Below are 26,817 nucleotides of genomic sequence, written 5' to 3' on the forward strand. Positions count from 1 at the left end.
AGTTGCATTCGGCGGCAGGTCAGCCGATCTGGATCATCACTTTGCCAGCCTCGACCTTCACCGGATAGGTGGCGAGATTGACGCATACCGGTGCGCCTCGGGCCACACCCGTCTTGTAGTTGAAGCGGCCATTGTGCTTGGGGCATTCGATGATGTCGTCCATCACCAGCCCATCGGCCAGATGCGCCTTCTCATGCGTGCAGTATCCGTCGGTGGCGAAGTACTCGTCATCGGGACTGCGATAGATGGCGAAGGTACGGCCGCCATGATCGAAGCGGATGACATCCTCTTCCTCGACATCGTCGACGCCGCACGCTTCAACCCAGTCGGCCATCTCTCGTCTCCTGCAACTCTATTCCGCCGCCGCCGGAACGGTCAGCGCATGGAACTCGTCCCGGTATGGCTTGGCCGTCGGCGGCAATTCACGCTTGAGAAAATAGTCCTCGTACTGAAGCTGCTTGATGAGTACCGGCCAGACCTCGCGATAGGCATGCCACATCGAAGGGTTCGGCTCGGGCAGATCGTGCTTGATCAATTCGTGCAGCCTCGGCAGCGCGTGATACGGCACCATCGGGAACATGTGATGTTCGACATGGTAGTTCATGTTCCAGTAGATGAAGCGGCTGATCGGGTTCATGTAGACGGTGCGCGTGTTCAGCCGGTGGTCGGTGACATTATCGGCCAGGCCGATATGCTGCAGCAGGCCGGTCAGCACCATGTGCCAGCTGCCGTAGAGGCGCGGCAGGCCGATAAGCACCAGCGGCAAGAACGACCACAGATAAAGCGCCAGCGCGATCGCCGCGACATAGATGGCGACATGCCAGCGCGCGGCTGTGACCACCTTGTGAAGCTCCATCTCGGGAATAAAGCTTTTCTCGTCGGGCGAGATGCTGCCGAACGCATTGCGCACCAGCGTCGGCAGCGAATAGCGGAAATCGAGAATGCCGGTGAAGGCGAGTGCGGCGCGCAGCAGGTCCGGCGGACGCATCACCGCGATCTCGGCGTCGCGGCCGACGATGATGGTGTCGGTGTGATGGCGGGCATGGCTCCAGCGCCAGGTCACCGGGTTGCGCATCAGCATGAAACTGGCGATCTGGTAGACGGCATCGTTCATCCAGCGCGTACGGAAGGCGGTGCCGTGGCCGCACTCGTGCCAGCGCGAGTCGCTGGACGAGCCGTAGAGCACGCCATAGACGAGCAGGAACGGCACCACCCACCACGTCCCCCAGAACCAGGCGATCCCGGCGGCCGAGCCCAATATGGCAACGATCCAGATGATCGTATCGCGGATCGCCGGGCCGTCCGAGCGCTGCATCAGCTCTTTCATCGCCTTGCGCGGCACATCGGTGTGATACCAATCGGCCGAGGCCAGCCCGGTCTCGATCGCGATGCGCGTGCTTTCCCCGACCAGGCTGTAGTCGCGCTTTTTCTCCATCACATCGACCTCCGATTTCCGGCCCGCCAGCCGGAGCATTCGTTTCGCATCATGCCCTGTCCGCCAATCCCGGGAAATTGCCCGACGGCACAGGATAATCCTGTTGCGGCTGCCTGGCGATCGACGCGATCTTTGCTTCGGCCGCCGCGATCGCGCCGGCGCCGTCGAGCACTCGGAACACCGCGTCGTAAGAACGGCTTTCGCCATGCTCCAGCCAGATCATCTCGCCTCGCTCGCGCGCCGCGAGATTGCCCAAGACATGGTGTGTCGAGGGCTCTATGCCCAGCGCATACTGCCCTGCCTGGAAATTCTGCCATTGGTAGGCGCAAGGCAGCTGATCCTTGCGCGTGATCACTTCGAAGCCGAGCCCGAGCTGATCGTTGACCACCGCCACCGGCACCTCGCCATTGGCGTCCGCCGCCATCTCGTGCTGCCAGACCTGCTCGCTGAACCCCGATTGCGGCGCCGGCACGGTGCGGTAGCCGACCTTCTGCGCCTCGTAGCGCTCGCCGGCATGGCCAGCCCAGACGACGTCGCGGATCGGCGCCAGATAGCGCGAACCCTCGTCGAGCAAAGGGTGGCTGACATTGACGTGGTAGAAATACATGTGCGGCGTGCGGTTGAAGCCGTGGTTGACGACGCGGTCCGACAGCCGGATCTCGTTGCCGCCGACATCGGCCTCGATGCGCCGGATCAGATGCAAATCCTCGCCGAACACCGCCGATTGCTGAACGATGCCTTCGGCCCACAGCACGCAGCGGTCGCCGTCCCAGGCCTCGCCATAACCGGTCAGCCGTGCCGGAATGGTGCCGACGCGGCCATGCAGCGAATGGATCACGGTCTTCTTGCCCGGGTAGTTGTAACTCTCGGCCGGCACCTCTTCCTGGCCCAATATGTGGTCGAGGCCGCAGGTGACAAGCAGGCCCGAAAACGAGCGCGCCCAAGCGAGGCCCCCTTCCCCCTCATAATCGTGCAGGCCGGGGTTGCGAAAGCCGCTCGGCGAATGCCAGCCGATCGCCTGGCCCTTGAAGTCGCAATCGGCGATGTCGAGCGCCCGGTCGACCAGCGCCGTGAAACGCAGGCCCGAGCCGGTGCGGAACTCGAGCATGCGGATGCCACGCTCCACCCCGTCGCCAAGCGTCATCAGCCGCACGCCTGCAAATTGCGACAGCATGCCCGAACGTTCCGATACCTCCCGGCGCGAAAGCGTCTTGCCGTAAAGTTCTACCATGTGACGGCCAACTTCTTCACTTCGCTCTCGTCTCTTTCAGCAGGGCCGACATGTCGGCCCCGGTGATGATGCTTTCCACGGTCAGAAGATCGGTATCGGCAACCGTCTGCTCGGCGACGATCTCGCCGCGGCGCATAACGATGATACGGTCGGCGACCTGGAACACGTGATGGATGTTGTGGGTGATCAAGAGCACCGAATGACCGGCGTCACGCACCTCCTTGACGAAGCGCAGCACGCCATGGGTTTCCTCGACACCGAGATTGTTGGTCGGTTCGTCGAGGATGATGACCTTGGCGGCAAACTGCATGGCGCGCGAAATCGCGATCGACTGACGCTCGCCGCCCGACAGCGTCGAGACCAGCGCATCGGCGTCGAGTTTTTTCGAGATGCCGACGCGCTTCAACAGCGCCGACGCCGCGTCGCGCAATTTGGCGAAATCGAGCGGCGCGAACACGCCCAGCCATTTCAGCTTGACCGGCTCGCGGCCAAGGAAAAGATTGCGCGCGATGCTGAGATCCGGCGCCAGCGACGTGTCCTGGTGGATGGTCTCGATGCCGAGGTCCATCGCATCGCGTGTCGAGCGGATCGAAACCTTTTCGCCGCGCACATAGATGTCGCCACGGTCGATCGGAAACACGCCGGAAATTGCCTTGATCAATGTCGATTTGCCGGCGCCATTGTCCCCGAGCAAGGCCACCACCTCGCCCTCGTTGAGGGCAAAGGACGCATTCTTCAGCGCGCGCACGCTGCCGAAGGACTTTTGCAGATTCTGCAGCCGAAGCACTTCCATCGTCAGCCCCTTGCGGCGTTCTTCTGCAGCAAAGCGTGCAGGATGAGCATGGCGAGGATGATGAGGCCCACGAAGATGTTGTAGGCGAGGCCCGGCACGCCGATCAGCACGATGCCGTTGCGGATCGCGCGCAGCATCAGCGCGCCGACAATGGTGCCGAGGATCGTGCCGCGCCCGCCGGTCAGCGCCGTGCCGCCGACCACCACCATGGCGATCACTTCGAGCTCGTAGCCGGTACCGGCCACCGGTGAAGCGGCCGAGATGCGGAAGGCGCTGATCATGCCGGCCAGCCCCGCCAGCACCGACGTCAGGATGAACAGCCACACCTTGACGGCGTCCGCCGGCACGCCACGCGCCACCGCCGCGTTCCGGTTCGAGCCGATGGCGCTGATCCAGTTGCCGAGCTTGGCATAGCGCAGCACGTAGATCGCCAGCAGCGAGAGACCGATGAACCACCACAGCGAGGTGTAGAACCGGAACGACCCGACATTGAAGCTGCCGGCCAGCAGGGTCACGAAGAAGCCTGGCTGGTCCCAGGATTTCAGCGGAAAGCCCTGCGTGATGTAGAGTGCCGCCCCGCGCACCACGAGCAGCATCGACAGCGTGACCAGGAAGGACGAAATGCCGATCTTGGTGACGATCAGCCCGTTGATCGCGCCGATGGCGACGCACAACAGAAGGCCGGCCAGAAGCGCGATGCCGATATCGACACCGCCGTTCTGCACCAGAAGCATGACGACGACCGGCGCCAACCCGAACACGGCGCCGACCGACAGGTCGAACTCACCCGCCGTCAACAGCAGCGTCATACCGAGCGCGATGATGCCGAGCTCGGGCAGGAACGCCATCATGTTGGAGATGTTGAGCGGCGACAGGAAATTGGCATCGGCGATGGCGAACACCGCGAGCAGGACAATGAGGATGATGAGCGAGGAGAATTGCGGCGAGCGTATAAGGCTCGATCTGCGTTTCCCGACAGGCATTTCGTCTTCTGCGGCGATCATCATGACTGCTTGAACCATGCTTTGAAGAGACGCCCGCGGCCTGCGCCGCGGGCACCGGTTTTCACTTCGTGTCGTAGAGTTTCAGGATCGGTTCGACGCTCGAGGCGTCGTAGAGGCTGAAAGTATGGATGTCGTAGCCGATCGGTTCGCCCGACGCGGCGAGCCCGAGCAGCGCCACCGGCATGAAGCCTTGCGCAGACGGGAACTGCCAGGCGGCCGCGTTGACGAAGCCGGACTTCACGGCTTCCGCGGTTTCCTTCGAATTGCCCCAGCCGACCACCGGGATCTTGCCGGCCGGCACACCTGCGCCGTCGAACACCCGCTTGACGCTGGCCGCGACGGAATCGCCGAGCGCGATGATCGCCGGCGGATTGTTGGCCACCATATAGTCGGTCATCTTGGCGATGATGCCGGCCGGATCGGTGCCGCAATCGACCACATCATATTTGATCCCCAACGGATCAAAGACGCTGGCGATGCCTTCGGTCTCGAGCTGCTGATAGCTGGCGCCAGGCACTTCCACCGGCAGGAACACCTTGTCGCCCTGCTTCACCATCTTGTGGTCGACAAGATACTTGGCCCAGATGACGCCCGCCTCCTTGAGATCGGCGCCGACATAGGCCTGCCGTCCGGTCGCCGGATCGTCTGTGTTGAAGAACACGATCGGGATGCCGGCCGCCTTGGCCGCCTTCACCTCCTCGGTCCACAAGCCCGGCTGGGCCGAGGTGGTGGCGATGCCGTCGGGCTTGGCCGCAAGCGCGGAATTGAAGGCCTCCTTCTGCGCCGCCATGTCGCCGCCGCTGAAGGAAATCTTGCAGGTCACCTTGAGCTGATCACAGGCTTTGGTCGCGCCGGCATTCCAGTCCAGCCAGAACGCATCCGACGGACCGCCATGCGACAGCAGGTAGAAGGTTTTCTGCCCATCCTGCGCCAATGCCTGCGCGCTCAACGAGACGCCGGCGAGCAGCGTTGCGGCAGCCGCCAGTTTCAATGCGAATTTCAACATTCTTTCCTCCCTTGCTTTTGGGCCGCGCCGCCGCAAATCGACGGCGCGCAGTGACCGTCACAGACCGTTCGCGCGGAACTTCCCGTCGAGGAATTTCTTGGCGCGCGGCACGTCGTCTTCCGAGAGATGCTCGATGATGACCGGAATGTTCGGATGCTTTTGCGCCAGCCGCTGCAAATAGAGGTCGTAGTTGAGCGAGCCGAGGCCCGGTGCCGGCAGCTCGATCTCGCCGACGCCACGGAAGGTGTGGCTCTCCAGCGCGTCCTCGTCGCCGATGTCGGCGTGCTTCTCGGACTTGTCGCCGCCCGAACGCTTGACGTCCTTGGCGTGAGCGATCTTGATCTTGTCGGTCAGCGTGTCGAACACCTGGTTCAGGATCTGGTCCATCCTGTCGATGTTATGCGTCTCGAAATAATTGGTCGGGTCCATCAGCAGACCGAGGCCGGGGTGATCGACCTGTGCGAACATCTTGACCGTCTCCTCGACCGAGCCGACGACGTTGTTGACATAGGTTTCGAGCAGGAAGACCGCGCCGTGGTCATAGGCCGTCTGGGCGAGGTCGGCGACCACCTTGCGGCATTCCTCGAACCCTTCCTCGGTCTTGTTCTTGGGGTGATGCACCCAGTCGGATTCGGTGTTGTAGGTGCCGGTTTCCGAGATCACATACGGGCTGCCGAAATGGCGGGCGTTGCGGATGATCTCCTTGAGGTAACCGACGCGCTTGTCGCGCTCGGCCTTGTCCGGATGGATGATGTTTGTGTAGCCGGAAATGCAGCACACCGGCAGGTGATGATCGCGGAAGACGTCGCGCACCTTCTTGGCCTTGTCCTTGGTGATCTGCCCGGCCGACAGGTCGACATCCTTGAAGTGGAGGTCGAGTTGCACCGTGTTGAAATCGAGCCCGCGGATCTTCTTCGCCGTCTCTTCGAGGCCGTACGGGAAATAGCCCGTGAAAATACCTGCCTGCATCATGGTGTGAATTCCTCCCTGTAAGCGATTCAGTTGTCTGGTGTTTCAGTTGCGGTGATCAGGTAGCGATTTCGGAAAGCTTGACCGTGCGGCCCTCGTCGATCGAGCGATAACCCGCCTCGACCAGCGCCATGGTCTTGACGTTGTCGGCGACCGACAGCGCCGGCGGTGTGCCGGACTTCACGGCATGCTGGAGCTGCTCCATCACGCCGATAAAGGCATGCGGGAACCACATCGTGTCCCAGCTCGGGCTGACCCATTCGCCGCCGGTCGTCTCGGCCGAGGCGTAAGTCAGCGTCGAGGCAGCGCCCGTCGGCCAGCCAATGGTGCCCTTCGCGACGCCCTTGGTGCCGTCGACGCGCCAGTTGATGTGCTGGTCGTCCTTGTAGCCATCCTGGCGCGGACCGGACCAGACATCCTCCAGCGACACGGCGAGCACACCGGACGGGAAGCGCAGCGTCGACACGGTGATGCCGTCGGAATGGTCGAATGTCGTGCGCGGATCCTTGCGCGTCAGCGTGGTGATTTCATCCGGGTCGCCGAACAGGAACCGCAGCACGTCGAGATGATGCACGCTCATATTGGCCAGCGTCAGCCGGTCGTAGTCTTCGAGGAAGCTCTGCCAGTGCGGGATGGCATGCATGTCGATCTGCGCGAAGACGATGTCGCCCAGCGCGCCGCTGTCGATGATCTGCTTCAGCACGCGCATCGACTGGTCGTAGCGCATGTTCTGGTTGACCGAGAGGATCTTGCCGGCCTTGGCCGCCTCGTCACGCAGCTTGACCGCTTCGTCAACCGACAAGGCCAACGGCTTCTGCGCCAGGATCGCCTTGATGTGCTTCTGCTTCAGCGCGTGACGGATCAGCGCCGGCTGCAGGTCGGGCGGGAAAGCAAGATCGATGATCTCGACATTCTCGTCCTCGATCAGTTTTTCAGGCGTGTCGTGGACCGTGGGGATGCTCCAGCGCGTCGCCACCTTCTCGGCGACGGCCCTGGTGCGCGAGGCGATCGCCACCACCGGGAATCCAGCTTCCTTGTAGGCGGCGAGATGGCACTCGGCCATGATCATGCCGGCGCCGACGCAGCCGATCTTGTATTCCTTCGTGCGGACCTTCACGTCCGGCTCGAAGCCTTTGCTTGCCATCTCTTCCTCCCGAAACTCATTCCTTGCGGCTGTCATCGTGCCAACGCCCCGCCGCTCTGTTCGAAATAATGCACTCTGGCCGGCTCGCAGGATATCGCCACCATGGCATCCGGCCGGATGTCGGGCTGACCGCGCAGCAATGCCTTCAGGCGCGCCTGCCCGGCAGCGAGCGTCACCACGGTGTAGCCGCCAAGCGGCTCGACCTCGAACACTCGCGCCGGGCGGCCCGGGCCCCCGTCCGCCCACGGTCTGACTTTGATGTCTTCCGGCCTCAGGCCGATCTCCACGGCGTCGGCGGGCGCTGTCTTGTCTTCGATGCGGATCGTGCCTTCAGCCGCTTCGACACCGCCCTCGCCGCGCGCCGATCTGAGGATGTTCATCATCGGCGAGCCAAGCAGCCTTGCCACATAGGTGCTGGCCGGGCGGTCGTAAATCTCCGCCGGCGTACCGATCTGCCTGATCTTGCCGTCTTCCAGGATAGCCATGCGATCGGCGACCGACATCGCCTCTTCCTGGTCATGCGTGACGTAGATCAGCGTCTTGCCGAGTTCGCGCTGGATGCGCTTCAGCTCGACGCGCGTTTCCTCGCGCAGCCTGGCGTCTAGCGCCGAGATCGGATCGTCCATCAGATAGGCATTGGGATCGCGCACCAGAGCCCGCGCGATCGCCACGCGCTGCCGCTCCCCGCCCGAAAGCTGTCCCGGCGGCTTGTGCAGGATCTGCCCGATATGCAGCTTCGCCGCGACATCCGTGACCCGCCGCTTGATCTCGGCCTCGGCGACCCGGCGTTCGACCAGGGGAAAGCGGACATTTTCGAGCGCGCTCATATGCGGAAACAGCGCCAGGTTCTGGAACACCATAGCCACGTTGCGCTCGGCCGGCGACATCGCGTTGACCGGCCTGCCTCCGATCAGGATTTCGCCGGTGTCAGGTGTCTCCAGCCCGAGCACCAGGCGCAGGATGGTCGACTTGCCCGACAGCGGCGGACCGAAGAAGCAGAAGAACTCATTGTCGTTGACGGTGAACGAGGCGTCGTCGACGGCGAGTGTATTGCCGTAGCGTTTGGTCACATTACGGAAGACGATATCGGCCATCTCAACCTGCCTTCATCGCAAGGCCGGTAGCGGCGTCGAAGACGCGCACCGACGACGCAGTGGGGGCGATGACGGCGGTGTCGCCGATAGCCAGTCCGACATCATTGTCGAACACCGTTTTCACAGCCGCCTCGCCCTGGCCGAGATGAACGATGGTGCGCGCACCGATCCGTTCGACAAAGGTCACCGGCATTGCGAGGCCCTGCCCATTCTGCACCAACGTCGCCTGTTCAGGCCGGAATCCGTAAAGCACCTCGCCGCGTGCACCACGCATGGCCGTCGCGAGTTCGCCCGGCAGCGGCGGCGTGAAGCCCAGCGGTCCGAGATCGACGACCAGTCCGCGGTCGCTTTCCGCCGGCCTGCCCTTGAGCAGGTTCATGCCCGGCGCACCGATAAAGCGGGCGACGAAGACATTGGCCGGATCGTTGTAGACCTCGAGCGGCGTGCCGACCTGCTGCAAAACCCCATGATCCATGACCGCGATGCGGTCGGCCATGGTCATCGCCTCGAGCTGGTCGTGGGTGACATAGACCATGGTCTGGCGGAACTGGCGCTGCAACTGCTTCAGTTCGGTGCGCATGACGGCCCGGAAAGCGGCGTCGACATTGGACAGCGGCTCGTCGAGCAGGAAGATCGCCGGCTCCATGATCGCCGAGCGGCCGATCGCCACCCGCTGCAATATGTTGACCGACAGCCTGTCGGCCTTGCGGTCGAGCAGCGGCGAAAGCTGCAGCGTCTCGGCGATGGCGCCGACACGGCGATCGATCTCGGCTTTGGCAGCCCCTCGCATTTTTGGTCCATAGGCAAGGTTCTGGCGCACCGTCATATGCGTGAAGATGGCGTAGTTCTGGAAGACGAAGCCGACGCCGCGCCGGCCCATCGGCACGCCGGCCATGTCGCGTTCGCCAAACAGGATCTTGCCGCCGGTCGGCTCTTCCATGCCGGCGATCATGTTCATCGTCGTCGACTTGCCGCAGCCCGACGGGCCGAGCAGCGCCATGAACTCGCCATCGGCAATTGCCAAATCCATGGTTTTCAACGCGGTGAAGTCGCCGAATTTCTTGACCAGGTTCTGCAAGTGGATCGCACTCATGCCGCCACCTCGCGTGCCCGCGCCATGCGCTTCATGGCGAACACCGCGACGATCGAGAGCACGATCAATATGGCCAGCGCGATCGCCGCCACATAACCCCAGATCAGGTCCTGCGTGGTGAGCTTGTAGATGTAGACCGAGATGGTCTCGGTAGCGACGCCGGGGCCACCGCCGGTCATGATGTAGAGCGTATCGAAGATCTTGAAGTTCTCGATCACCCGGATCGCCAGCGCGATGATGATGATCGTCTTCATCTTCGGCAGCACGATGGTGACGAAGCGCTGCCACGGATTGGCGCCGAGCAGCGTCGCCGCCTTGATCTGGTCCTCCGGCACGCCGACCAGGCCGGCAAGCAGGATAAGGAACATCAGCGGCGTCCATTGCCAGATGTCGGCGACCATCACCGCGATCAGCGCCAGAGTCGGATCCGACAGCCAGGCGATGGTGACGGGAGATCCGGTGAGCGCCGACAAGATGTCGTTCACCGGCCCCCCCGACTGGAACAGCATGAAGAACATGTAGCCGGCCACCGCCGGCACCACCATCATCGGCATCAGCAGGATCGAATAGAAGACGCGCTTGCCCGGGAAATCGTCGGCAAACAGCGTCGCCAGCGCCAGCCCGAGCAGGAATTCCGCCGGCACGCAGACGATCATGACGATGGCCGTACGCTTCAGCGCGCTCCAGAAGCGCGTGTCGACGGCGAGATCGGTGTAGTTGGCAAAGCTGTTCCACATCGACCAGGCGTTCCACCAGCCGGTGCCCGACAGGGGCGACCAGTCGGTGACGCTGATGTAGAGCTGCATCAACAGCGGGAAGGCCGAGATGAACAGCACCAGGATCTGCGCAGGCAGCGTGAGCCGGAAACCCAGCCTTGCGCTCTCATCGCGCGAAACCGGCTTTGCTCCGGCGGCTTTCATCTCATCCTTGGAAGTCATGACAGTCACCGCGCTCATTGCTTGAGCGCCCCGAACGTCAGCCCGCGCACCAGATGGCGTTGGATGGCGATGCCCATGATGACCGGCGGCACCGCGGCGATCAGCCCAAGCGCCGCCTTGGCGCCATAGAGCTGCCCGGTCATCGAGGAGGACAGCGAGGCCATGTAGACCGGGATGGTCACCCATTCGCGCGTCGTCAGAAGCAGCGCGATCAGATAATCGGACCAATTGAGGATGAAGACGAAGAGCGCGGCACTGGCCAGCGGCGCGCGCATCATCGGCAGCGTGATGCGGGTGAAGACGCGCAGCCGCGAACAGCCTTCGACAAGCGCTGCCTCCTCGATCTCGCGCGGCATGTCGTCGAAGAAGGTCTTCATCAGCCAGAAGGCGAACGGCAAGGTGACGATGCCGTAGATCAGCGCCAGGCCCCACCAGCTATCGGTGAAGTTGAGGAAAGCCCACATGATCATCACCGGGATCATGACCGCCATCGGCGGAAAGATCCTGAGCTGGATCAGCGCCAGCGGCAGGTTCTGGCCGGAGCCGAAACGCGACAACCCATAAGCCGCGGCAGTGCCCGCCGACATGGCGATCACCGTGCCGAAAACCGCCGACAGCAGCGATGCGAGGATCGGCTTCAATGCGTTACGGTCGAGCGCGACGATCAGATTGTTGGTCGACTCGCCGAAGACGAAACGAAAATTGCTGAGCGTCGGGTTCTTCGGCCACCAGGTCAGGTCGGCGCCGGTCGCCGACCATTCGGCGATCGGCTTGAAGGCCATCGACACCATCCACAGGATCGGCACCAGCGTCACCGCCATGGCCGCGAAGATCGCGGCATAGCGGAATATCAGGAAAGGAACGGAACGCTTCATCTGGCGGCTTTGCTGGTGGCGTTGTGGGCGGAGGGGAGAAGCAAGCTCCTCCCCTCCTTCGATATGATCCAGGGAGAAGGATCAGACGATTGGATCGAGAACTGTCGGCCAGGCCTCCTTGTTGGTCTTGATGGCTTCGAGCAGTTTGTCCTCGCCGGTGCGCCGGGCGATCTTCTTCCACTCTGCCTCGGTATCGGCCATCGCCTGCTCCGATGTCTTGGCCTTGGTCAGCGCCGCCATCAGGTTCTCGTCGAGCGCATTGTGGAAGGCTGTCGCGCCGGGATAGTTGATGGTCGGCACGGTGCGGGCGACCGTCTCGCGCACGACGTCCATGTGGTAGGCATGATAGGTCTGGCGCACTAGCGGATCGGAGAAGTCCGAAAGCCGGAACGGGTCCAGATAACCGCCGGGGTTGGCGCTCATCCATGCGTAGATACGGGCCGAGCCCAGCCATTGCAGCAGGAGATAGGCGACCTCCTGGTTCTTCGACTGCGACGAGACCATGCCGGTCAGCGAGAACCACAGCACGGAACGGCTGATCAGCTTGCCGCCGATCTCGCGGCCGGGCGGCAGCATCGAGCCGATCTTGCCGGTGACAGCCGAGTCCTTGTTGCCGGCATTGTCGAGGAATTTCGGCAGGTTGGAGAAGGCGCAGGTCATCGCCGCACCGCCCTTGGCGAAATTGCCATACTGTTCAGGCCAGCCCCAGGAGATCGCATCCGGCGAATGATGCGCGAGCGACGCGACATATTCGTTGGTCGCGGCAATGCCTTGCTCGGAATTGATCATCGGCTTGCCGTCATCGCCAAACAGAAACTGGTTGGGCGAGGCCATCGAGACATAGCGCTGATACCAGTTGGTATAGCCCCAGCCCTGGTTGCGCAGGTCGGTCGAGCCGAACAGACCCTTGTCCGGGCGCTGGAAAAAGGCGGCGATGTCGCCATGCTGCTTCCAGGTCTTCGGCGGCGCCAGATCGTAGCCATACTTGTCCTTGAACGCCTTCTTCTCGGCTTCGTCGCCGAACAGATCGGTGCGGTAGACCCAGGTCTGGAAGTCGCCGTCCAGCGACACGCCGTAGTTCGAGCCGCGATATTTGTTGAGCAGCGACACGCCCTTGGCGCCGTTGACATAGCCACTGACGGGATCGTCCCACTCGGGCTTGTGCTGCGCGACAAAGTCGTCGAGCTTGGCGATGCCGCCGGTTTCGGCGAGGTCGCCGAGGCGGTTCCATTCGGTCGAATAGATGTCGTAGGCCCCACCCTTGGTGGAGATGTCCTGCATCGTCTTGGTGAATTCCTGGCCGTTCGGCAGACCGACGATTTCGATCGCGATGCCGGTTTCCTTTTCCCACAGCTCCTTGATCGACGGCGCGCCGGCCGGGAACGGCTGTGTGAGCTGGCCGATCGAGCCGTCCGACAGGCCGAGCACGATCTTGGCCGGCGCCTTGCCGGCGCCCTTCAGCGCTTTGGCCGCCTCGATGGCGCGGCCTTCCGGCGTGTCGGCGCCATACTGGTAGCGCTCGGCGCCATCGAAGCCCGTCGGGCCGCCGATCATGCCTGGCGCCAGCGCGTCGGCCGCATAGGCACGGCCGGGACGAATGAATTGGGGTGCGATACCAGCGGCGGCCATGATCACAGCCGCCTTTCCTCCGGACGCCAGCAGCCGGCGCCGCGAGATGCGGATCAAGTCAGACATTGAAACTCCTCCCTCAGGGCCACGTTTCCTCCACGACCCTTATGAGGGATATTGACGGCAGCAGGGCAAGGCTGTCAACATCATAAATAATCAGAACACATCATAACATTGCAATGGGGCAAGGAAATGCACAAAAACGGGATCCCTACGTCAAGCCGGATGCCTCAATTTGAGGGCACCCGACCCTTCCCGGCCCCGCGCAGCCCTGCCGGGCCATTTGATTTAGCGCGGCGGCTTGCACATCGGCCAAGGGCGGATACATCATTTCCCATCAGAATCGCCGATGACGCGGAAGCCGTCACCAGCCGATCTGACGCATGCAGGAGATGAAAGACGGTGCGTTCCACCCTGACTGACATAGCCCGGGAAGCCGGCGTCTCGGCCGCCACCGTCGACCGCGTGCTCAACAACCGGCCCGGCGTGCGGGCGCGCACGCGGGAAATCGTGCTCGAAATGGCGCAGCGCCTCGGCTACATCGCCGAAGGCCCGAACGGCACGCCGCCACGGCCCTCGCCCGGCGAAATCATCCGGCTTGATTTCGCGCTGCCGGCCGGCACCAATTCCTTCATCAAGATGCTGCACCGCCACATCGAGGCACAGGCTCTGGCGCGGCCCGACCTCGATGTCCATATCGCCACCATCGAGGGCTTCAATCCTGACCGGCTCGCCCGCCTGCTGCAGGATCTGCGCGGACAGACGCAAGGCGTCGGCGTCATCGCCCTCGACCATCCGACGGTGCGCGAAGCGATCCGCTCGCTGTCGGCCAACGACATCAAGGTGGTGACCATCGCCTCCGACATCCTGCATGTGCCCAGGGTCGCCTATATCGGCATCGACAACCGCGCCGCCGGGCGGCTGGCCGGCTATCTGCTCAACCGCTTCATGGGATCGGGGCGTCCGGGCAAGGTGGCGCTGTTCGCCGGCTCGCTGTCCTATCGCGGCCACGAAGAACGCGAGATGGGGTTCCGTCACGTACTGACCGAGGAATCGCCCAATCTGCAGATCGTCGAGATGCGCGAAATGCTCGACGACCGCGAGAAGGCCTATTCGGAGGCATCGGCGCTGCTGGAGCGGCACCCCGACCTTGCCGCGATCTACAATGTCGGCGCCGGCAACACCGGTATCGCCCGCGCGCTCAAGGAGCGCGGCCGCGCCCAATCCATGGTCTTCCTCGGTCACGAAGTGACGGACGGCACCAAGGACCTTCTGCTCGACGGCACGCTCGACGCGGTCATCGACCAGAACCCGCGCGTCGAGGCCCGCGAAGCGCTCAACACCTTGACCCATGCGGTTCGGGGATTGCCCTATGAATTGCACCAGCCGAGGCTGCAGGTGATCTTCAAGGAAAACATCCCGGAGATTTGAGCAGCAAACCTAGTCAACGCCTACCCTTCCGGATAGAGCGCCTTCGCCAAGTCGCGGATCGCATCTGATGTGCGCGGGCCGAAGCCGATCATGTAGGCGCCGTCGAGCACGACCAGCGCCTTGTTGGCCGCCGCAGGCGTTGCCGCCAGCGCGCGGTTGCCGAACACCTGCTCGGCCGTTGGCCCGCCCTTGCCGTCACTCATCATCAGGATGACATCGGGCGCCATCTCGACCAGCTTTTCCTCCGACGCCGCCTTGTAGCCCTGCACGATGTCCATCGGGTTGAGGCCGCCGGCGTAGCGGATGATGGCGTCGGCCGAGGTGCCGGCGCCGGCTGCGCTCAGCTTCACAAGGCCATGGAAGAACACCACCTTCTTGCGCCGCTCCGGCGGGATTTTTGCTGCCAGATCGGCTGCCGTCTGAAAGGCGGTGAGCACCTCGGCCGAAACCGCCTTGCCCTTGTCCTCGAGCCCAAGGCTGGCGGCGATCAGCGTGATCTTGCGCTCGATGCCTTGCGGGCTGTTGTCCTGCGGGACGAAGACGATCGGGATCGCCAGCGACTTCAGCACCTCGACCGCTTCAGGAGGCCCGCTGTCTTCGGCGGCCAGGATCAGGTCGGGGCGCAGGCTGGCCAGCCCCTCGACCGAGAGCTGACGGCGGTAGCCGACATTAGGCTTCCCAGTCACGGATGGCGGATATTTGCTGCCGCGATCGACGGCGATGATCCGCTCGCCGGCGCCCAGCGCGTGGACGATCTCGGTGACGTCGGAACCGAGCGTCATGATCCGGGTCGCCGCGCCCGGCACGACGCTTCGCCCCAGCGCATCGACAACGGTCTCGGCGGCCAGCGCCTTGAAGCCGCAGGAAGGCGCCAGCACCGCCAGTGCCAGAAGCAGCACCGCCGCGATCCTGCCCGGTTGCGACCAGTGGGTCGTCTTGCCTTCGCCTAAACTGCCGACCATGCCGCTGTTCCTGTGCCAGATTGCTTCTCGATGATGGTCGGCTATAAATTTAAAGTTGACTTGTGTCATCATGTTTTAATATGTGACCCATGCCCTGACCTGCCTGGTCGAGGGATTTTCCATCATGCCAGCCAAGGCCGTTCAGCCACCGCCAGCAGTTTTGCTTTTGCTTGGGGGCTGCATGACAACGACAACAAACACGACATTGATGGCGAGCACCGCGCTCGCCTTCGTGCTCGGCCTCTGCGCCGTGCCTCTTGCCAGCGCGCAGGAACAGGACCGCGAGAAAAAGGCCGCCGCCAAGGCCGGCCGCCTGGCGCCGGCCAATCCCGCGCAGAACCAGCCGGCGACGATGCTCGACGTGATCACCATCTCGGCAACGATGATCAAAACAGCGGTGATCGAATCGATGGCCGCCATCAGCGCCGTCGATCAGGACGAACTCGACCGCATCCAGCCCGACACCGCCGCCGACATCTTTCGCACCACGCCCGGCGTCGCTGCCTCGATGAATGGCGACGATCCCGCAACCGCCATCAACATCCGCGGCCTGGAGCAATATGGCCGCGTCGTCGTCACCCTCGATGGCGCCCGCCAGGACTACTGGCGCGTCGGTCATGGCTCTGGCTCGTTCTATGTCGAACCCGACCTGATCAAGGAAGCCACCGTCATCCGCGGTCCGGTGTCGAATGCCTATGGTTCCGGCGGCATCGGCGGCGTCGTCTCCTTCGAGACCAAGGATGCCAGCGACTTCCTCAAGAAGGACGAACGCTGGGCGCTAAGCGAGAAGCTCGGCTATGAGGACAATGGCGACGGCTTCACCACCAGCACCACCGGCGCCTACCGCTTCAGCGACGATGCCGACATCATCGGCAACCTCATCTACCGCGACCGCGACAGCTACACCGACGGCAATGGCGAGACCGTGCCATGGACCGGCGAGCGGGTGACCAGCGGCTATCTGAAGGCCACGCTGCGGCCGGCCGATGGCCATGAGCTGAAGCTCGGCGCCATCCTGCAGCGCTACAACGACCAGATCACCGGATCGAGCGGCTCGACCTCGCCGACGCTGAGCCGCTACGACACCAACACCACCAACCAGACCTACACCGCCGCCTATACCTGGAAGCCCGACGACAATGAGCTGATCGACTTCAGCGCCAATGCCTACCACAACCGCACCCGCGCCGAGCAGACGCAGGTCTGGCCCACCTCGGCGATCGGCAATTTCCGTTTTTACGATGTCGCCACCTCGGGCTTCAACGCGAAGAACTCCTCGCGCTTCGACGCCTGGGGGCTGGCCCACACGCTGACCTACGGTCTCGACTACTATTATCTCGAGGCCTCCTCGGAAGCAGCACATTTCGGCGCCGGCGAGCAGCAGGGTTATGGCAGCTTCCTGCAATGGCAAGGTGACTACAAGGAGTGGCTGCAGGTGATCGCGGCCATGCGCTATGATGGCTACCAGCTCGATGGCGAAACGCGCATCCCGTCGCCACAGGAAGCCTCGATCTCTGGCGACCGCTGGTCGCCACGCCTCACCGTCGGCGTCACGCCGTTTGACGGCTTTCAGCTCTATGGCACCTACTCCGAAGGCTACCGGGCGCCTGGCCTGCAGGATGTCTTCCGTGGCGGCGGCGCGCATGGCGGCGGCGACACCTATCGGCCCAATCTCCTGCTGCAGCCCGAAACGGCGAAGAGCTGGGAGGCCGGCATCAATGTCAAATACGACGAGTTGCTGACGGCGGGCGACCGGTTGCGCGCCAAGCTCAACGTCTTCCACACCGACGTCGAGGACTATATCGACGTCGACCTGACCGTCCTTCCGCGCACGGCGATCAACATCGGCGACGCGCGCCTGAAGGGCGTCGAGGCCGAGATGGTCTACGACTACGTCTGGGGCTTCGTGAACCTCGCCGGGGCGCTGATCGACGCCAAGGTCGTCAGCGGCGTCTATTCCGGCCAGGCGCTGAACAACACACCGCTCGACCGCTTCTCGGCCACGATCGGCTTCCGCATGCTGGAAGACCAGCTCACCGTCGGCGCGCAATATCTCAGCGTCGGCAAGATCACCCGCACCAGCCGCACCAATCCCAACGCCGTGCCGGTCGTCGATGATGCCTTCGACCTGGTCAATGTCTTCGCCAACTGGCGCGTCAACGACAACCTCAAGCTCGATTTCGGCGTCGATAACATCTTCAACACCGCCTACACCGACCCGCAAAGCGCATGGTCGACCTCGGCGGCAACCGAACAGGGCAAGGGCCGCACCTTCAAGGTGGCCCTCACCGGCAGGATCGGAGGCTGACAATGAACGAAGCATCGGTGCGTGAACTGGCCTGCGAGGCGCGACTCAACCTGCGGCGTCTGCCTGATTACATGGACAGCATCAGCGACAGACTGCAGAGCTTCGAGGCCGATGCCTCGCATCATGGACAGCGCATCGATTTCCGCTTCGCCTTTGGCGAAGCCTCCATCGATATGAAGCGGCTGGTGATGCGGGCCAATGCTGCCGACCGAGACGGGCTCGCCCGCATCAAGGATCTGCTCGCCACGGCGGTGCAAGTCTATGCCAGGGACGAAAACCCCGAAATCGTCTGGACCGGCGATCTCTCAGGCGAAACCAGCCTCGCCCAGTTCCGCGAGATGGTGGTGACGGATGTTCGCGACCTCACTCCGCATATGCGCCGGATTCGCCTGGCCGGCGAGAATCTCTCGCGTTTCGCCAAGTTCGGCGGCATGCACATCCGCATGCTGTTTCCGACCAAGGAGGTGCCCGATCCGCTCTGGCCAGTGCTGGGCGGCAATGGCTTGCCGGTCTGGCCCGCCGACGACCGGCGCCCGGTGGCGCGCGTCTACACCATCCGCGCGCTCGACGTGGAAAAGGGCCTCATCGACGTCGACTTCCTCGTCCATCCCGGTGACAGCGTCGGCTCGAGTTGGGCGATGCAGGCAGATCTCGGCATGAAGGTCGGCATCATGGGGCCGGTCGGCCGTCCGGTGCGGCAGGCAGAATGGTATGTCTTGGGCGCTGACGAAACCGGCTTGCCGGCGCTGGCGCGGCTGCTGGAGACGCTGCCGGCCGAGACAAAAGGCGTTGCCTTCGTCGAGATCGCCAATGACGGTGAACGGCAGGAGATCGCCAATGCCACCGGCATCGAATTGCATTGGCTGACACGGGATGGCGTGGCGGCGGGCGAGGACAGACTGCTGGCCGAGGCTGTCCGCTCGGTGGCGTGGCCGCAGGACGGTTCGGCCTTCGGTTGGTTCGCGGCGGAAGCCGCTGCCGCCAAGATCGTGCGCGAATATTGGCGCGACACTATGGGACTTGGTCGCGATCAAACGCTGGCGGCTGCCTATTGGCGGCGTGGTGCTGCCGGATTGATGGCGGGGTGAACTCTGATGATCGGCCCGCCGTCTTTGCCGATGCCGATATCAATTTGATCACCGGAGACAAGCTTCGAAATAGCGCACACCACCAGCGGCATGCGGATATCATAAAGAAATTCGGCAACGATGGCGCCCACCGCCAGGATCGGGTCCGGCCGCTCCAGAAGAATACCGGCCGGCGCCGTGCCTCTGCGGATCGCCTCGGCCAGGACCGAGGATGAAGACGATGAGCCGCGCCCGCTCGGCATGACCAAAATCCTGCCGGCGACATTCTGGCCGAGACCGGGATGCGAATGGTCTGTTATCTCGCCGGTCTCGGCATCGATGCCGCCCCAGAAGCTGAGCGCTTGCGAAAATACCAGCGCCTGGCCCTTGGCCTCGCCGGCCAGCTGGAAGGTGCCGGTTCGTTCCACTGGTCGCGTCATGAGGCGCTCCGCACGACATGCCCGGCCGCAGCAGAGCGGATGCAATCCCGCATCTCGGCGAAGGCGACGGACACGCCGATATTGCCCGGCGCGTAATGTGCCCATTTGCCGGAATTGGTCATCACAACGCCGTCGAGGCGTTCCAGAATCGATGTGACATAGGTGCAGGTGTCGGCGACCGGAATCAGGCCGAACGCCTCCATGCCATCAAGCGCGCCCTCCTCCTGTAGCCGCGTCAACGTCGCACGGCCCGTGTTGACATAGATCGGGATGCGCCTGCCCGGCGCGACCTCGCGCAGCAGCGGCAAAAGACGCATCCATTCCTCATGCGAAAAATGCGGCGTGCCGAGCGACACGGCCGCAACCGGCGCGCCATCCGGCACGCTCGACAGCCTGGCCAGCGCGTGGTCGATATCGGCGCGGGTGATGCGGATCGTCTCGTCAGGGGCATGACCCTGGAACGCCTCATCGAGCGTCATCGCTTCCGGCGTGATGCCGACGGCATGGAACAGCGCCACAGCACCCGTCGTTGCGGCCGCCGCGCCCAGCGCCTTCAGCTGGTCCTCGTCGCGCGGCTGCGGCAGACCGGCAATCACCGGAACGCGGTCGCCACTCGCTTGCCCGATGATCAGCCCAATGCCGACGAACAGGCAGTCGCTCGGTTCGGGGTCCGCGACATCCAACTCGAACAAAATCCGGCCGCGCCGGTTCTCGCTCAGATGCAGGCCCCAGGCTGGCGCGCGGCCGGTCATGGCGCAGCACAGATCGATGAAATCGCCATAGCGGTTGGTGCGCGCGCCGATCACTGAATTGGCAAAGACGATGGCGTTGGATTCGCCCCAGGCGATCTGCTCGCCAAAGCCTGGCCGGAACCGCGTCTGGTAAGGCGCGCAAGTGAAGGTCGCCTGGCAGCCGAGCTCCAGATGCGCCTTCATCAACCGCCGCGCCGGCACCTCTTCCGCCGCCGGCATTTTCACCATGCCGGGATGGATGAGATCGAACGAACCGACATTCAATGTCGTCAGCACCTGGACGCGGCCACCGCCTTCGACCAGCCGCTCGACGAAATCGAGCCCTGCCTTGCCGTGGTAGAGACAACCATCGATATGGGCGCCAGTGATGTCGAGCAGACCGCGCGCCCCAACCGCATTGGAAAATGCGACCAGGATCTTCATGGCGGCAGCTGCGGATGGACCCTGCTCGCCGTCGAGCATGGATCGGTCGCGCGCGGTCAATTCAAGCGTCATCGGTACTCCAGCCACTTACGCGATCGTATGGCGGGGCAGCGCCCCCTCTGCCCTGCCGGGCATCTCCCCCACAAGTGGGGAGATCGGCAGCTTGAGCTTTATCGCAATTTTTTTGCAACGTCGGCGATTTGCGAAAACCGGCTATCAAAGCCAATCTCCCCACTTGTGGGGGAGATGTCCGGCAGGACAGAGGGGGGCGCGAAGGAACGCTAACCATCCCATCCCTCCACAGCGCTACTTAACCCGCCACGATCAACACCGTGCTCTCAGGCGACCAGCGCAGCACAACATCCTGACCTTCCGCCAGCCGTTCCTTGCCGGTATTCTGCACGATCACCTTCAACGTCTGGCCGCCACGCTCGACGAAATAGGTGCTGTTGTTGCCGGCGAAGATGCGCTTTGAGACCTGCCCCTTGAGCATGTTTGCGGAGCCATCCGAAGTCCCGGCATCCCTGGCAATGCGGATGCGTTCGGGTCGCACGGCGCAGCTCGCCTTGGCGCCGGCGGCAAGCTTGGCACCGGCGCCCGCGGCAATCGCCGTGCCGTCCGCCAGCCGGATGCCATCGCCCGTCGTATCGCCGCGAAAAATGTTGGCGTCGCCGAGGAAGGTGGCGGCGAACTCGCTCTTTGGCCGGTCATAGATCTCCTCCGGTGGCCCCTCCTGCACCAGCCTGCCGTCGCGCAATATGCCGATGCGGTCGCTCATCGTCAGCGCTTCTTCCTGGTCGTGGGTGACGAAGATGGTGGTGATGCCAATCTCGCGCTGGATGCGCTTCAACTCGATCTGCATATCGACACGCAGCGCCTTGTCGAGCGCGCCCAATGGCTCGTCGAGCAGCAGCACGCGCGGCTTGGTGACGATGGCGCGCGCCAGCGCCACACGCTGCCGCTGGCCGCCGGAGAGCTGATGCGGCCGGCGGCCACCGAGCTTGCCAAGCTGCACCAGATCGAGCGCGCGCTGCACCTCGGTGGCGATAACCGCCTTGGCCTCGCCGCGCACCGACAGACCGAAGGCGACATTGTCGGCGACGCTCATGTTGGGAAACAGCGCGTAGTTCTGGAACACCATGCCGATGCGCCGCTTTTCGACCGGCACCCGCTCGACGCTCTCGCCGCCGATGGCAATGCGGCCTGAGTCGGGAAAATCGAAACCGGCGATCTGCCTGAGCAGCGTGGTCTTGCCGCTGCCCGACGGCCCGAGCAGCGCATAGAAGCCGCCATCGGCGAAATCGATGGAGACGTTGTCCAGCGCCTTGTGCGCGCCAAAGCTGCGCGAGACGTTCGAAACTTGCACGCCGGCCATTATTTCTCTCCGCCGAATTTGAAGAACCGCGCCGTGAGCAGCATCAGCGCCATCGACACGACAATGATGATTGTCGAGACCGCGTTGATCTCGGGCGTGAAACCCTTGCGGATCGCGGCGTAGATTTCGACCGGCAGCGTCGTCTGGCCCGGCGTCGCCAGGAAATAGGACACCACGAACTGGTCGAATGACACGGCAAACGCAAACAGCCCGCCGGCGATGACGCCAGGCATGATCCACGGCAGCGTGACGCGTCTTGTCACCTGCCACTGGTTGGCGCCGAGCGAGCGCGCCGCCTCTTCCAGCTCCGGCGCGAAGGTCTGCAGCCGGGCCGAGACGACGACGATGACATAGGGCAGCGCCAGCGCGACATGGCCGAGCAGGATCGCATGCAGGCCGCGGCCGATGCCAACGCCGAAAAAGAAGATCAGCATCGCCGTGCCGGTGATCAGCCACGGAATGGCGATCGGCGGAAACAAAAGCGCCTGCAGGAATTTCTTGCCGCGAAATTCGTAGCGATAGAGCGCCAACGACGCCGCTGAGCCGAGCACGACGCAGATGATCGTGGTGATGACGGCGATCTCGACGCTGTTCCAGGTCGCGGCAATAAGCTGGTCGTTCTGCCACAGCGAGGCGTACCATTCCGTCGTCCATTCAAACGGCAGCTGGTAGAAGGGCGAAACGTTGAACGACATCAGCGCCATGATGATGATCGGCAGATAGAGGAAGGCGAGCAGCAGGCCGATGTAGAAGCGGCCCAGCCCTTCGAGGATGCGGGTGGTCGCCATCATGCAGCCCTCCGCAGCACCGGCGAGGCAACCGCCAGGATGACCAGCACTACGGCCAGCAGGATGAAGGAGAGCGCGGCACCGAGCGGCCAGTTGAACACGGCGACGAACTGGTCCTCGATGATCGTGCCGTAGAAGGTGCCGGTGCGGCCGCCGAGGATGCGCGGTTCCATGAACGAGCCGACGACCGGCACGAAGATCAGCGCCGCACCCGCCACCAACCCCGGCATTGACAGCGGGATGATCACCCGCTTCAGCACCTGCAACCGCGACGCCCCGAGCGAGCGCCCTGCCTCGATCAGCGAGTCATCGATGGCCTGCAGCGTGAGATAACAGGTCAGCACCATGTAGGGCACATAGGAATGCACCAGTCCGATGATGACGGCCGGATAAGAGTACATCAGGTCGATGTTGATCTTGAACGGCAGCACCGCGTTGAGCGCGGTGTCGAGAATGCCGCCTTCGCGCAAAACCATCGCCCAGGAGAAGATGCGCACCAACCCATTCGACCAGAACGGCAGGATGACGAGCAGGAAGATCGCCTCACGGCTGCGCCCCTTCAGCACCTTGGCCAGCACGTAAGCGGCGGGATATCCGATGACGACGCACCACAGCGTCACTTCGAGGCCAAGGCGCAGCGAGGCCAGCAGCAGCGTCAGATAGAGGCTCTGCGAGAAGAAGGCGGCATAGTTGCCAAGCGTGAACGCCCACGGCTTTCCCGACAGCGGCAGCTCGGTCATGAACGAGAAAAAGACCATGGCCGACAGCGGCAGGAAGATCGCCACCGTCAGCCAGAGATAGGCTGGCGCCAGCAGCGGCAATGCCGATCTCAGCCCGCTTCGCGACGCTGTCGCAGCTGCCATGGTACCCTCCTCCCAGTATTGGAAGAACCAGCCGACGCGAACCGCCGGCTGGTCCGGATGTCGGCTCTATTTCACGTCGACCTTGAGCTGCTGCCACAGCGCCAGATAGGCTTCGCGCTGGGCATCGGTGATCGGCGCCTGGAACTGGATGCGCTTGGCCACCTCGGGGTCGCCCATGACCTTGCGGTTGAAGGCATCCTCCGGCAGCGCTTCCACCGCCTTGGTGTTGGCGGAGACGGGAGCACCGACCTTGGTGACCCATTCGACGTAGAATTTCGGGTCGATCATGTAGTTGATGAAGGCCTCGGCACCGGCGACGTTCTTGGCGCCGACCGGAATGGAAAACGCGTCGAGCCAGGCGACGGCACCCTCCTGCGGCACGACCAGCGAGACCGGCAGCTTGAAATGCGTCTTGGCGCGATCGGCCGAGCCGCTCCAGTAGGTGCCGATGTCGATCTGGTTGGAGGCGACCATCTGGTTCCAGTCGTTTTCAGAGCTCCAGAAGGTCTTGATCTGCGGCATCAGCGAAGTCAGCTTCGTCTTGACAGCATCCATATCCTTGATGTCGTTGATGTTCTGGCCAGTGGCGATGGCGCCGAACTGCACCGCTTCGACGGCATCGTCGCGAATGACGACGCGGCCCTTGTGGGCGGCATCCCACATTTCGGCGATGCTCGTCGGTGGCTTGTCGAAGGATTTGTCGTTGATGGCGAGTGCGGTGAGACCCCATACCCACGGCACGCCATAGACCTTGCCGTCATGGACGAGCATCGGCGATCCCGCCTTGTCCTTGCTGATGTCGGCATAGTTCGGCAGCTTGGAAACGTCGATCGGCTGGATCAGTTTCCCGGCCATCGCCTGGTCGTTGAAGGCGGCGTTGATCATGACCACGTCATAGAGGCCGGGATTGGTCCGGATCTTGGTCAGCATTTCCTGTTCGGAATTGAAGAAATCGTTGACGACCTTGTTGCCGGTCGCTTTTTCGAAAGCCTCGACAGCCCACGGCTCGTCGGCGCCGTAGCCCTTCCAGTTGAGCACATGCACTTCGTCAGCCTTGGCGGCGAATGCGAGTGCGGAGGTAAAGACGGCGGTTGCCGTCAGCAGAGCAGTCAAGTCAGGCATGCGCATGGTTGGTTCCTCTCTGTGGGTTTGCCCGGTTCCCGGGCTTGTCAGGCTTTCCAGCTGTTATGCATTGGCCTTCTGTGTCCGGCCTGCTCCCGATGGGTCGGCGGCATGGCTCAGGAATGTCTGGATTTCGCGGTTCGTCGGCGCCGACGAGCCGCCATGGCGGGNGACCGAAACAGCAGCAGCAGCATTGGCATAGCGCGCTGCCTCGAAGGGCGTGATGCCGCGCGCCAGCGCGCTGACGAAAGCGCCGATATGGGTGTCGCCGGCGCCATTGGTGTCGATGGCGGTGACGTTGAAGCCGGCAATGATCTGCGCCGTGCCGTCGACCAGCCTGACATGGCAACCCTTTGCCCCGGCGCGAATGATCACGCCAGCAGCCGTCGGGCAATGGTCGCCCAGCAGCCGTGCCGCGACGGCCTCGACATCGCCCGAGCCGGCAATCTCGGCGGCTTCCGTCGTGTTGCAGCTCAGCCATGTGGTGCGGGCAAGCACCCGCGACAGGATGGAGGGTGGAATATCCGAGATGACCGGGGTCGGGTCGAAGACGAAGGGAATATTCGCCGGCAGCGCCTCGATCCAGTCGGTGAGCGCATCGCGGCTCTTGGGGTAGCTCAGCGTATAGCCGGAGGTGAACACCCAATCTCCCGGCGCCACCGCGACCGGCGCCATCAGGTCGAGGCTGAGGACGCTCTCCGCGCCTGGCCACGAGACGAAGGTGCGTTCGGCGTCGCTCGAGATCATGGCGACGCAGTTGCCGCTGTCCATCAGTGGCGATGGCGGCGTCAGCGTCGCGATCCCCTCGGCCATGAAAGCAGCGCGCAGGAAGTCGCCATTCGGTCCGCTGCCGAGCTGGCCGCCGAACACCACCTGCATGCCGGTGCGGCTGGCCGCGACCATCATGTTGAAGCCGCCGCCGGCGACCTGGGCGAAGCTCGAAGCCGTCTTTTCCATGCCGGGCGCCGGCAAGGCGTCGATGCGGTAGACATAGTCGACCACGGCACTGCCGACATGGACGAGACGGCCGCTCATTCTGCCGCGTCCTTGCCGGAACCGATTCTCGCCACCCTTGCCGCGACAAGATCGGCGGCGAGCGCGCGAACCTCTGACATGTCGAGGCCGACAAGCCGGGCGATGTGCTGTTGCGGCAATCGGGAAAAACCGCTGCAGGCGCCGGCCATGCTGGCGGCGATGGCGCCGATCGTATCGGTGTCGCCGCCGAGATTAGCGCTGATGACGGCTGCTTGCCAAGGGTCGCCACGCACGACCTCCAGCACGGCGAAGGCCGCCGGAACGGATTCCTGGCTGGCAACGCCGGTGCCGACCAGATCGGTGATCAGCCGGATCGCATCCCTCATCGCCTTGCCGCGCACGATGTCTTGCGCCCAGACGATGCGCGCGGCGATGTCGCCGCCGGTGACCCAATGTCCGAGCGTCGCCCCTCGCCTCGCCGCCGCGACCGCGCTGGCCGAAGCATCGCGCCAACCGCCGCCGGCGACGCCGCGGCTGACGGCGGCTGCGACGGCTGCGGCCGAGGCTATGGCGATCGAGGTGTTGTGCGTCGCCCGGCAAGTCTCCGCCACCTTGCCGACGAACGTCTCCAACGGTTCAAGCGGCATCATGATGCCGACAGGCGCGATGCGCATGGCCGCGCCATTGGTGTCGCCGCTGCGTCCCGCTTCCTCGGCCGGCACGCCATTGTTGATGGCATCGATGGCACGCTTGGTCGACGGCCCCAAAAGATCATAGCTGCCGCGCGCCTTGACCTCGCGCTCCCAGTCGAGCAGCGCATTGACCCAGCGCGCGTGGTCGAAACGGTCGCCGGATTCGACCAGGATGCGGCCGAGCAGCAGCGCCTGTTCGGTATCGTCGGTGATGGTGCCGGCAGCCAATCCCTTCGATACCGGATGATCGGCGAAAGGTGCGATGAAATCCTCGACATGGCCGTAGAGTTCGGCAATGCGGGCCGGCGACAGAAGCTGCGTCGGCATGCCGAGCGCGTCTCCCAGCGCTCCACCGACAAGCGCGCCCATGGCATGATCAATGGCTTTGCTGGTCGCATCCGACATCGC

General features: G+C 63.6%; 25 protein-coding genes. 3 read left to right on the top strand and 22 right to left on the bottom strand.

Translation table 11 applies throughout. The annotated features are described in order from the left end of the window. Positions 1 to 19: 19 nt before the first annotated feature. The 13 genes from MESCI2_RS0101855 to MESCI2_RS0101915 form a co-directional block, all read right to left on the bottom strand. The gene (locus MESCI2_RS0101855; RefSeq protein ID WP_013530832.1) at positions 20 to 334 is read right to left on the bottom strand and encodes a MocE family 2Fe-2S type ferredoxin; all 315 of its coding nucleotides are present in this window, start codon (positions 332 to 334) and stop codon (positions 20 to 22) included. 18 nt (positions 335 to 352) lie between these two features. Next, positions 353 to 1,435: a fatty acid desaturase family protein gene (locus MESCI2_RS0101860; RefSeq protein WP_245270234.1), complete on the bottom strand. Its 1,083-nt coding sequence runs from the start codon at positions 1,433 to 1,435 to the stop codon at positions 353 to 355. Positions 1,436 to 1,484: 49 nt separating this feature from the next. Next, positions 1,485 to 2,666, bottom strand: a complete 1,182-nt coding sequence (locus MESCI2_RS0101865; RefSeq protein WP_027035068.1) for an aldose 1-epimerase family protein — start codon at positions 2,664 to 2,666, stop codon at positions 1,485 to 1,487. A 16-nt stretch (positions 2,667 to 2,682) separates the two neighbouring features. Next, on the bottom strand, positions 2,683 to 3,465 hold the full coding sequence (locus MESCI2_RS0101870; RefSeq protein ID WP_027035069.1) for an ATP-binding cassette domain-containing protein: 783 nt from the start codon (positions 3,463 to 3,465) through the stop codon (positions 2,683 to 2,685). Next, positions 3,462 to 4,442, bottom strand: a complete 981-nt coding sequence (locus MESCI2_RS0101875) for an ABC transporter permease (RefSeq protein WP_032900356.1) — start codon at positions 4,440 to 4,442, stop codon at positions 3,462 to 3,464. The genes MESCI2_RS0101870 and MESCI2_RS0101875 overlap by 4 nt, the downstream gene beginning before the upstream one ends. 82 nt (positions 4,443 to 4,524) lie before the next feature. Further along, positions 4,525 to 5,469: a sugar ABC transporter substrate-binding protein gene (locus MESCI2_RS0101880; RefSeq protein WP_027035071.1), complete on the bottom strand. Its 945-nt coding sequence runs from the start codon at positions 5,467 to 5,469 to the stop codon at positions 4,525 to 4,527. A gap of 57 nt (positions 5,470 to 5,526) precedes the next feature. Then, complete coding sequence (locus MESCI2_RS0101885; RefSeq protein WP_027035072.1) at positions 5,527 to 6,441, bottom strand: sugar phosphate isomerase/epimerase family protein; 915 nt, start codon at positions 6,439 to 6,441, stop codon at positions 5,527 to 5,529. A 55-nt stretch (positions 6,442 to 6,496) separates the two neighbouring features. Next, entirely contained in the window at positions 6,497 to 7,582 is a 1,086-nt protein-coding gene (locus MESCI2_RS0101890) for a Gfo/Idh/MocA family protein (protein ID WP_027035073.1), read from the bottom strand. A gap of 32 nt (positions 7,583 to 7,614) precedes the next feature. Further along, positions 7,615 to 8,676: an ABC transporter ATP-binding protein gene (locus tag MESCI2_RS0101895; protein WP_027035074.1), complete on the bottom strand. Its 1,062-nt coding sequence runs from the start codon at positions 8,674 to 8,676 to the stop codon at positions 7,615 to 7,617. Position 8,677: 1 nt separating this feature from the next. Beyond that, the gene (locus tag MESCI2_RS0101900; protein WP_027035075.1) at positions 8,678 to 9,769 is read right to left on the bottom strand and encodes an ABC transporter ATP-binding protein; all 1,092 of its coding nucleotides are present in this window, start codon (positions 9,767 to 9,769) and stop codon (positions 8,678 to 8,680) included. Continuing rightward, complete coding sequence (locus MESCI2_RS0101905; protein ID WP_027035076.1) at positions 9,766 to 10,725, bottom strand: carbohydrate ABC transporter permease; 960 nt, start codon at positions 10,723 to 10,725, stop codon at positions 9,766 to 9,768. The genes MESCI2_RS0101900 and MESCI2_RS0101905 overlap by 4 nt, the downstream gene beginning before the upstream one ends. Beyond that, positions 10,722 to 11,582 carry a carbohydrate ABC transporter permease gene (locus MESCI2_RS0101910; protein ID WP_013530821.1) on the bottom strand — a complete coding sequence of 287 codons (861 nt, stop codon included), beginning with the start codon at positions 11,580 to 11,582 and terminating at the stop codon, positions 10,722 to 10,724. Before MESCI2_RS0101910 ends, MESCI2_RS0101905 begins: the two co-directional genes overlap by 4 nt. 81 nt (positions 11,583 to 11,663) lie before the next feature. Then, positions 11,664 to 13,277 carry an extracellular solute-binding protein gene (locus tag MESCI2_RS0101915; protein ID WP_027035077.1) on the bottom strand — a complete coding sequence of 538 codons (1,614 nt, stop codon included), beginning with the start codon at positions 13,275 to 13,277 and terminating at the stop codon, positions 11,664 to 11,666. A 336-nt stretch (positions 13,278 to 13,613) separates the two neighbouring features. Between MESCI2_RS0101915 and MESCI2_RS0101920 the strand changes: the two genes are divergently transcribed. Then, positions 13,614 to 14,642, top strand: coding sequence for a LacI family DNA-binding transcriptional regulator (locus tag MESCI2_RS0101920; protein WP_027035078.1), 1,029 nt, complete (start codon positions 13,614 to 13,616; stop codon positions 14,640 to 14,642). Positions 14,643 to 14,662: 20 nt separating this feature from the next. Here MESCI2_RS0101920 and MESCI2_RS0101925 read toward each other — a convergent pair whose 3' ends face one another. Further along, positions 14,663 to 15,604 carry a heme/hemin ABC transporter substrate-binding protein gene (locus MESCI2_RS0101925; protein WP_027035079.1) on the bottom strand — a complete coding sequence of 314 codons (942 nt, stop codon included), beginning with the start codon at positions 15,602 to 15,604 and terminating at the stop codon, positions 14,663 to 14,665. A gap of 181 nt (positions 15,605 to 15,785) precedes the next feature. Here MESCI2_RS0101925 and MESCI2_RS0101930 point away from each other — a divergent pair, with 181 nt between their 5' ends. Next, positions 15,786 to 17,912 carry a TonB-dependent hemoglobin/transferrin/lactoferrin family receptor gene (locus tag MESCI2_RS0101930; RefSeq protein WP_027035080.1) on the top strand — a complete coding sequence of 709 codons (2,127 nt, stop codon included), beginning with the start codon at positions 15,786 to 15,788 and terminating at the stop codon, positions 17,910 to 17,912. Between the two features lie 2 nt (positions 17,913 to 17,914). After that, positions 17,915 to 19,000, top strand: coding sequence for a siderophore-interacting protein (locus MESCI2_RS0101935; RefSeq protein WP_032900286.1), 1,086 nt, complete (start codon positions 17,915 to 17,917; stop codon positions 18,998 to 19,000). Here MESCI2_RS0101935 and MESCI2_RS0101940 read toward each other — a convergent pair. The 8 genes from MESCI2_RS0101940 to MESCI2_RS0101975 form a co-directional block, all read right to left on the bottom strand. After that, positions 18,961 to 19,419 carry an aconitase X swivel domain-containing protein gene (locus MESCI2_RS0101940; protein WP_027035082.1) on the bottom strand — a complete coding sequence of 153 codons (459 nt, stop codon included), beginning with the start codon at positions 19,417 to 19,419 and terminating at the stop codon, positions 18,961 to 18,963. The two genes, MESCI2_RS0101935 and MESCI2_RS0101940, sit on opposite strands and share 40 nt — an antisense overlap. After that, positions 19,416 to 20,666, bottom strand: a complete 1,251-nt coding sequence (locus tag MESCI2_RS0101945; RefSeq protein WP_027035083.1) for an aconitase X — start codon at positions 20,664 to 20,666, stop codon at positions 19,416 to 19,418. Before MESCI2_RS0101945 ends, MESCI2_RS0101940 begins: the two co-directional genes overlap by 4 nt. Positions 20,667 to 20,904: 238 nt before the next feature. After that, positions 20,905 to 21,969, bottom strand: a complete 1,065-nt coding sequence (locus tag MESCI2_RS0101950; protein ID WP_027035084.1) for an ABC transporter ATP-binding protein — start codon at positions 21,967 to 21,969, stop codon at positions 20,905 to 20,907. Next, positions 21,969 to 22,757, bottom strand: coding sequence for an ABC transporter permease (locus MESCI2_RS0101955; RefSeq protein WP_027035085.1), 789 nt, complete (start codon positions 22,755 to 22,757; stop codon positions 21,969 to 21,971). Before MESCI2_RS0101955 ends, MESCI2_RS0101950 begins: the two co-directional genes overlap by 1 nt. Then, the gene (locus MESCI2_RS0101960; protein ID WP_027035086.1) at positions 22,757 to 23,620 is read right to left on the bottom strand and encodes an ABC transporter permease; all 864 of its coding nucleotides are present in this window, start codon (positions 23,618 to 23,620) and stop codon (positions 22,757 to 22,759) included. Before MESCI2_RS0101960 ends, MESCI2_RS0101955 begins: the two co-directional genes overlap by 1 nt. A 66-nt stretch (positions 23,621 to 23,686) precedes the next feature. Then, positions 23,687 to 24,748, bottom strand: coding sequence for an extracellular solute-binding protein (locus MESCI2_RS0101965; RefSeq protein ID WP_027035087.1), 1,062 nt, complete (start codon positions 24,746 to 24,748; stop codon positions 23,687 to 23,689). Positions 24,749 to 24,805: 57 nt separating this feature from the next. Beyond that, positions 24,806 to 25,777 carry a PfkB family carbohydrate kinase gene (locus MESCI2_RS0101970; protein ID WP_027035088.1) on the bottom strand — a complete coding sequence of 324 codons (972 nt, stop codon included), beginning with the start codon at positions 25,775 to 25,777 and terminating at the stop codon, positions 24,806 to 24,808. Then, entirely contained in the window at positions 25,774 to 26,814 is a 1,041-nt protein-coding gene (locus MESCI2_RS0101975) for an ADP-ribosylglycohydrolase family protein (protein ID WP_027035089.1), read from the bottom strand. The genes MESCI2_RS0101970 and MESCI2_RS0101975 overlap by 4 nt, the downstream gene beginning before the upstream one ends. Between the last annotated feature and the right edge of the window lie 3 nt (positions 26,815 to 26,817).

The organism is Mesorhizobium ciceri WSM4083, assembly GCF_000519305.1.
Classification (GTDB): Bacteria; Pseudomonadota; Alphaproteobacteria; order Rhizobiales; family Rhizobiaceae; genus Mesorhizobium; species Mesorhizobium ciceri_B.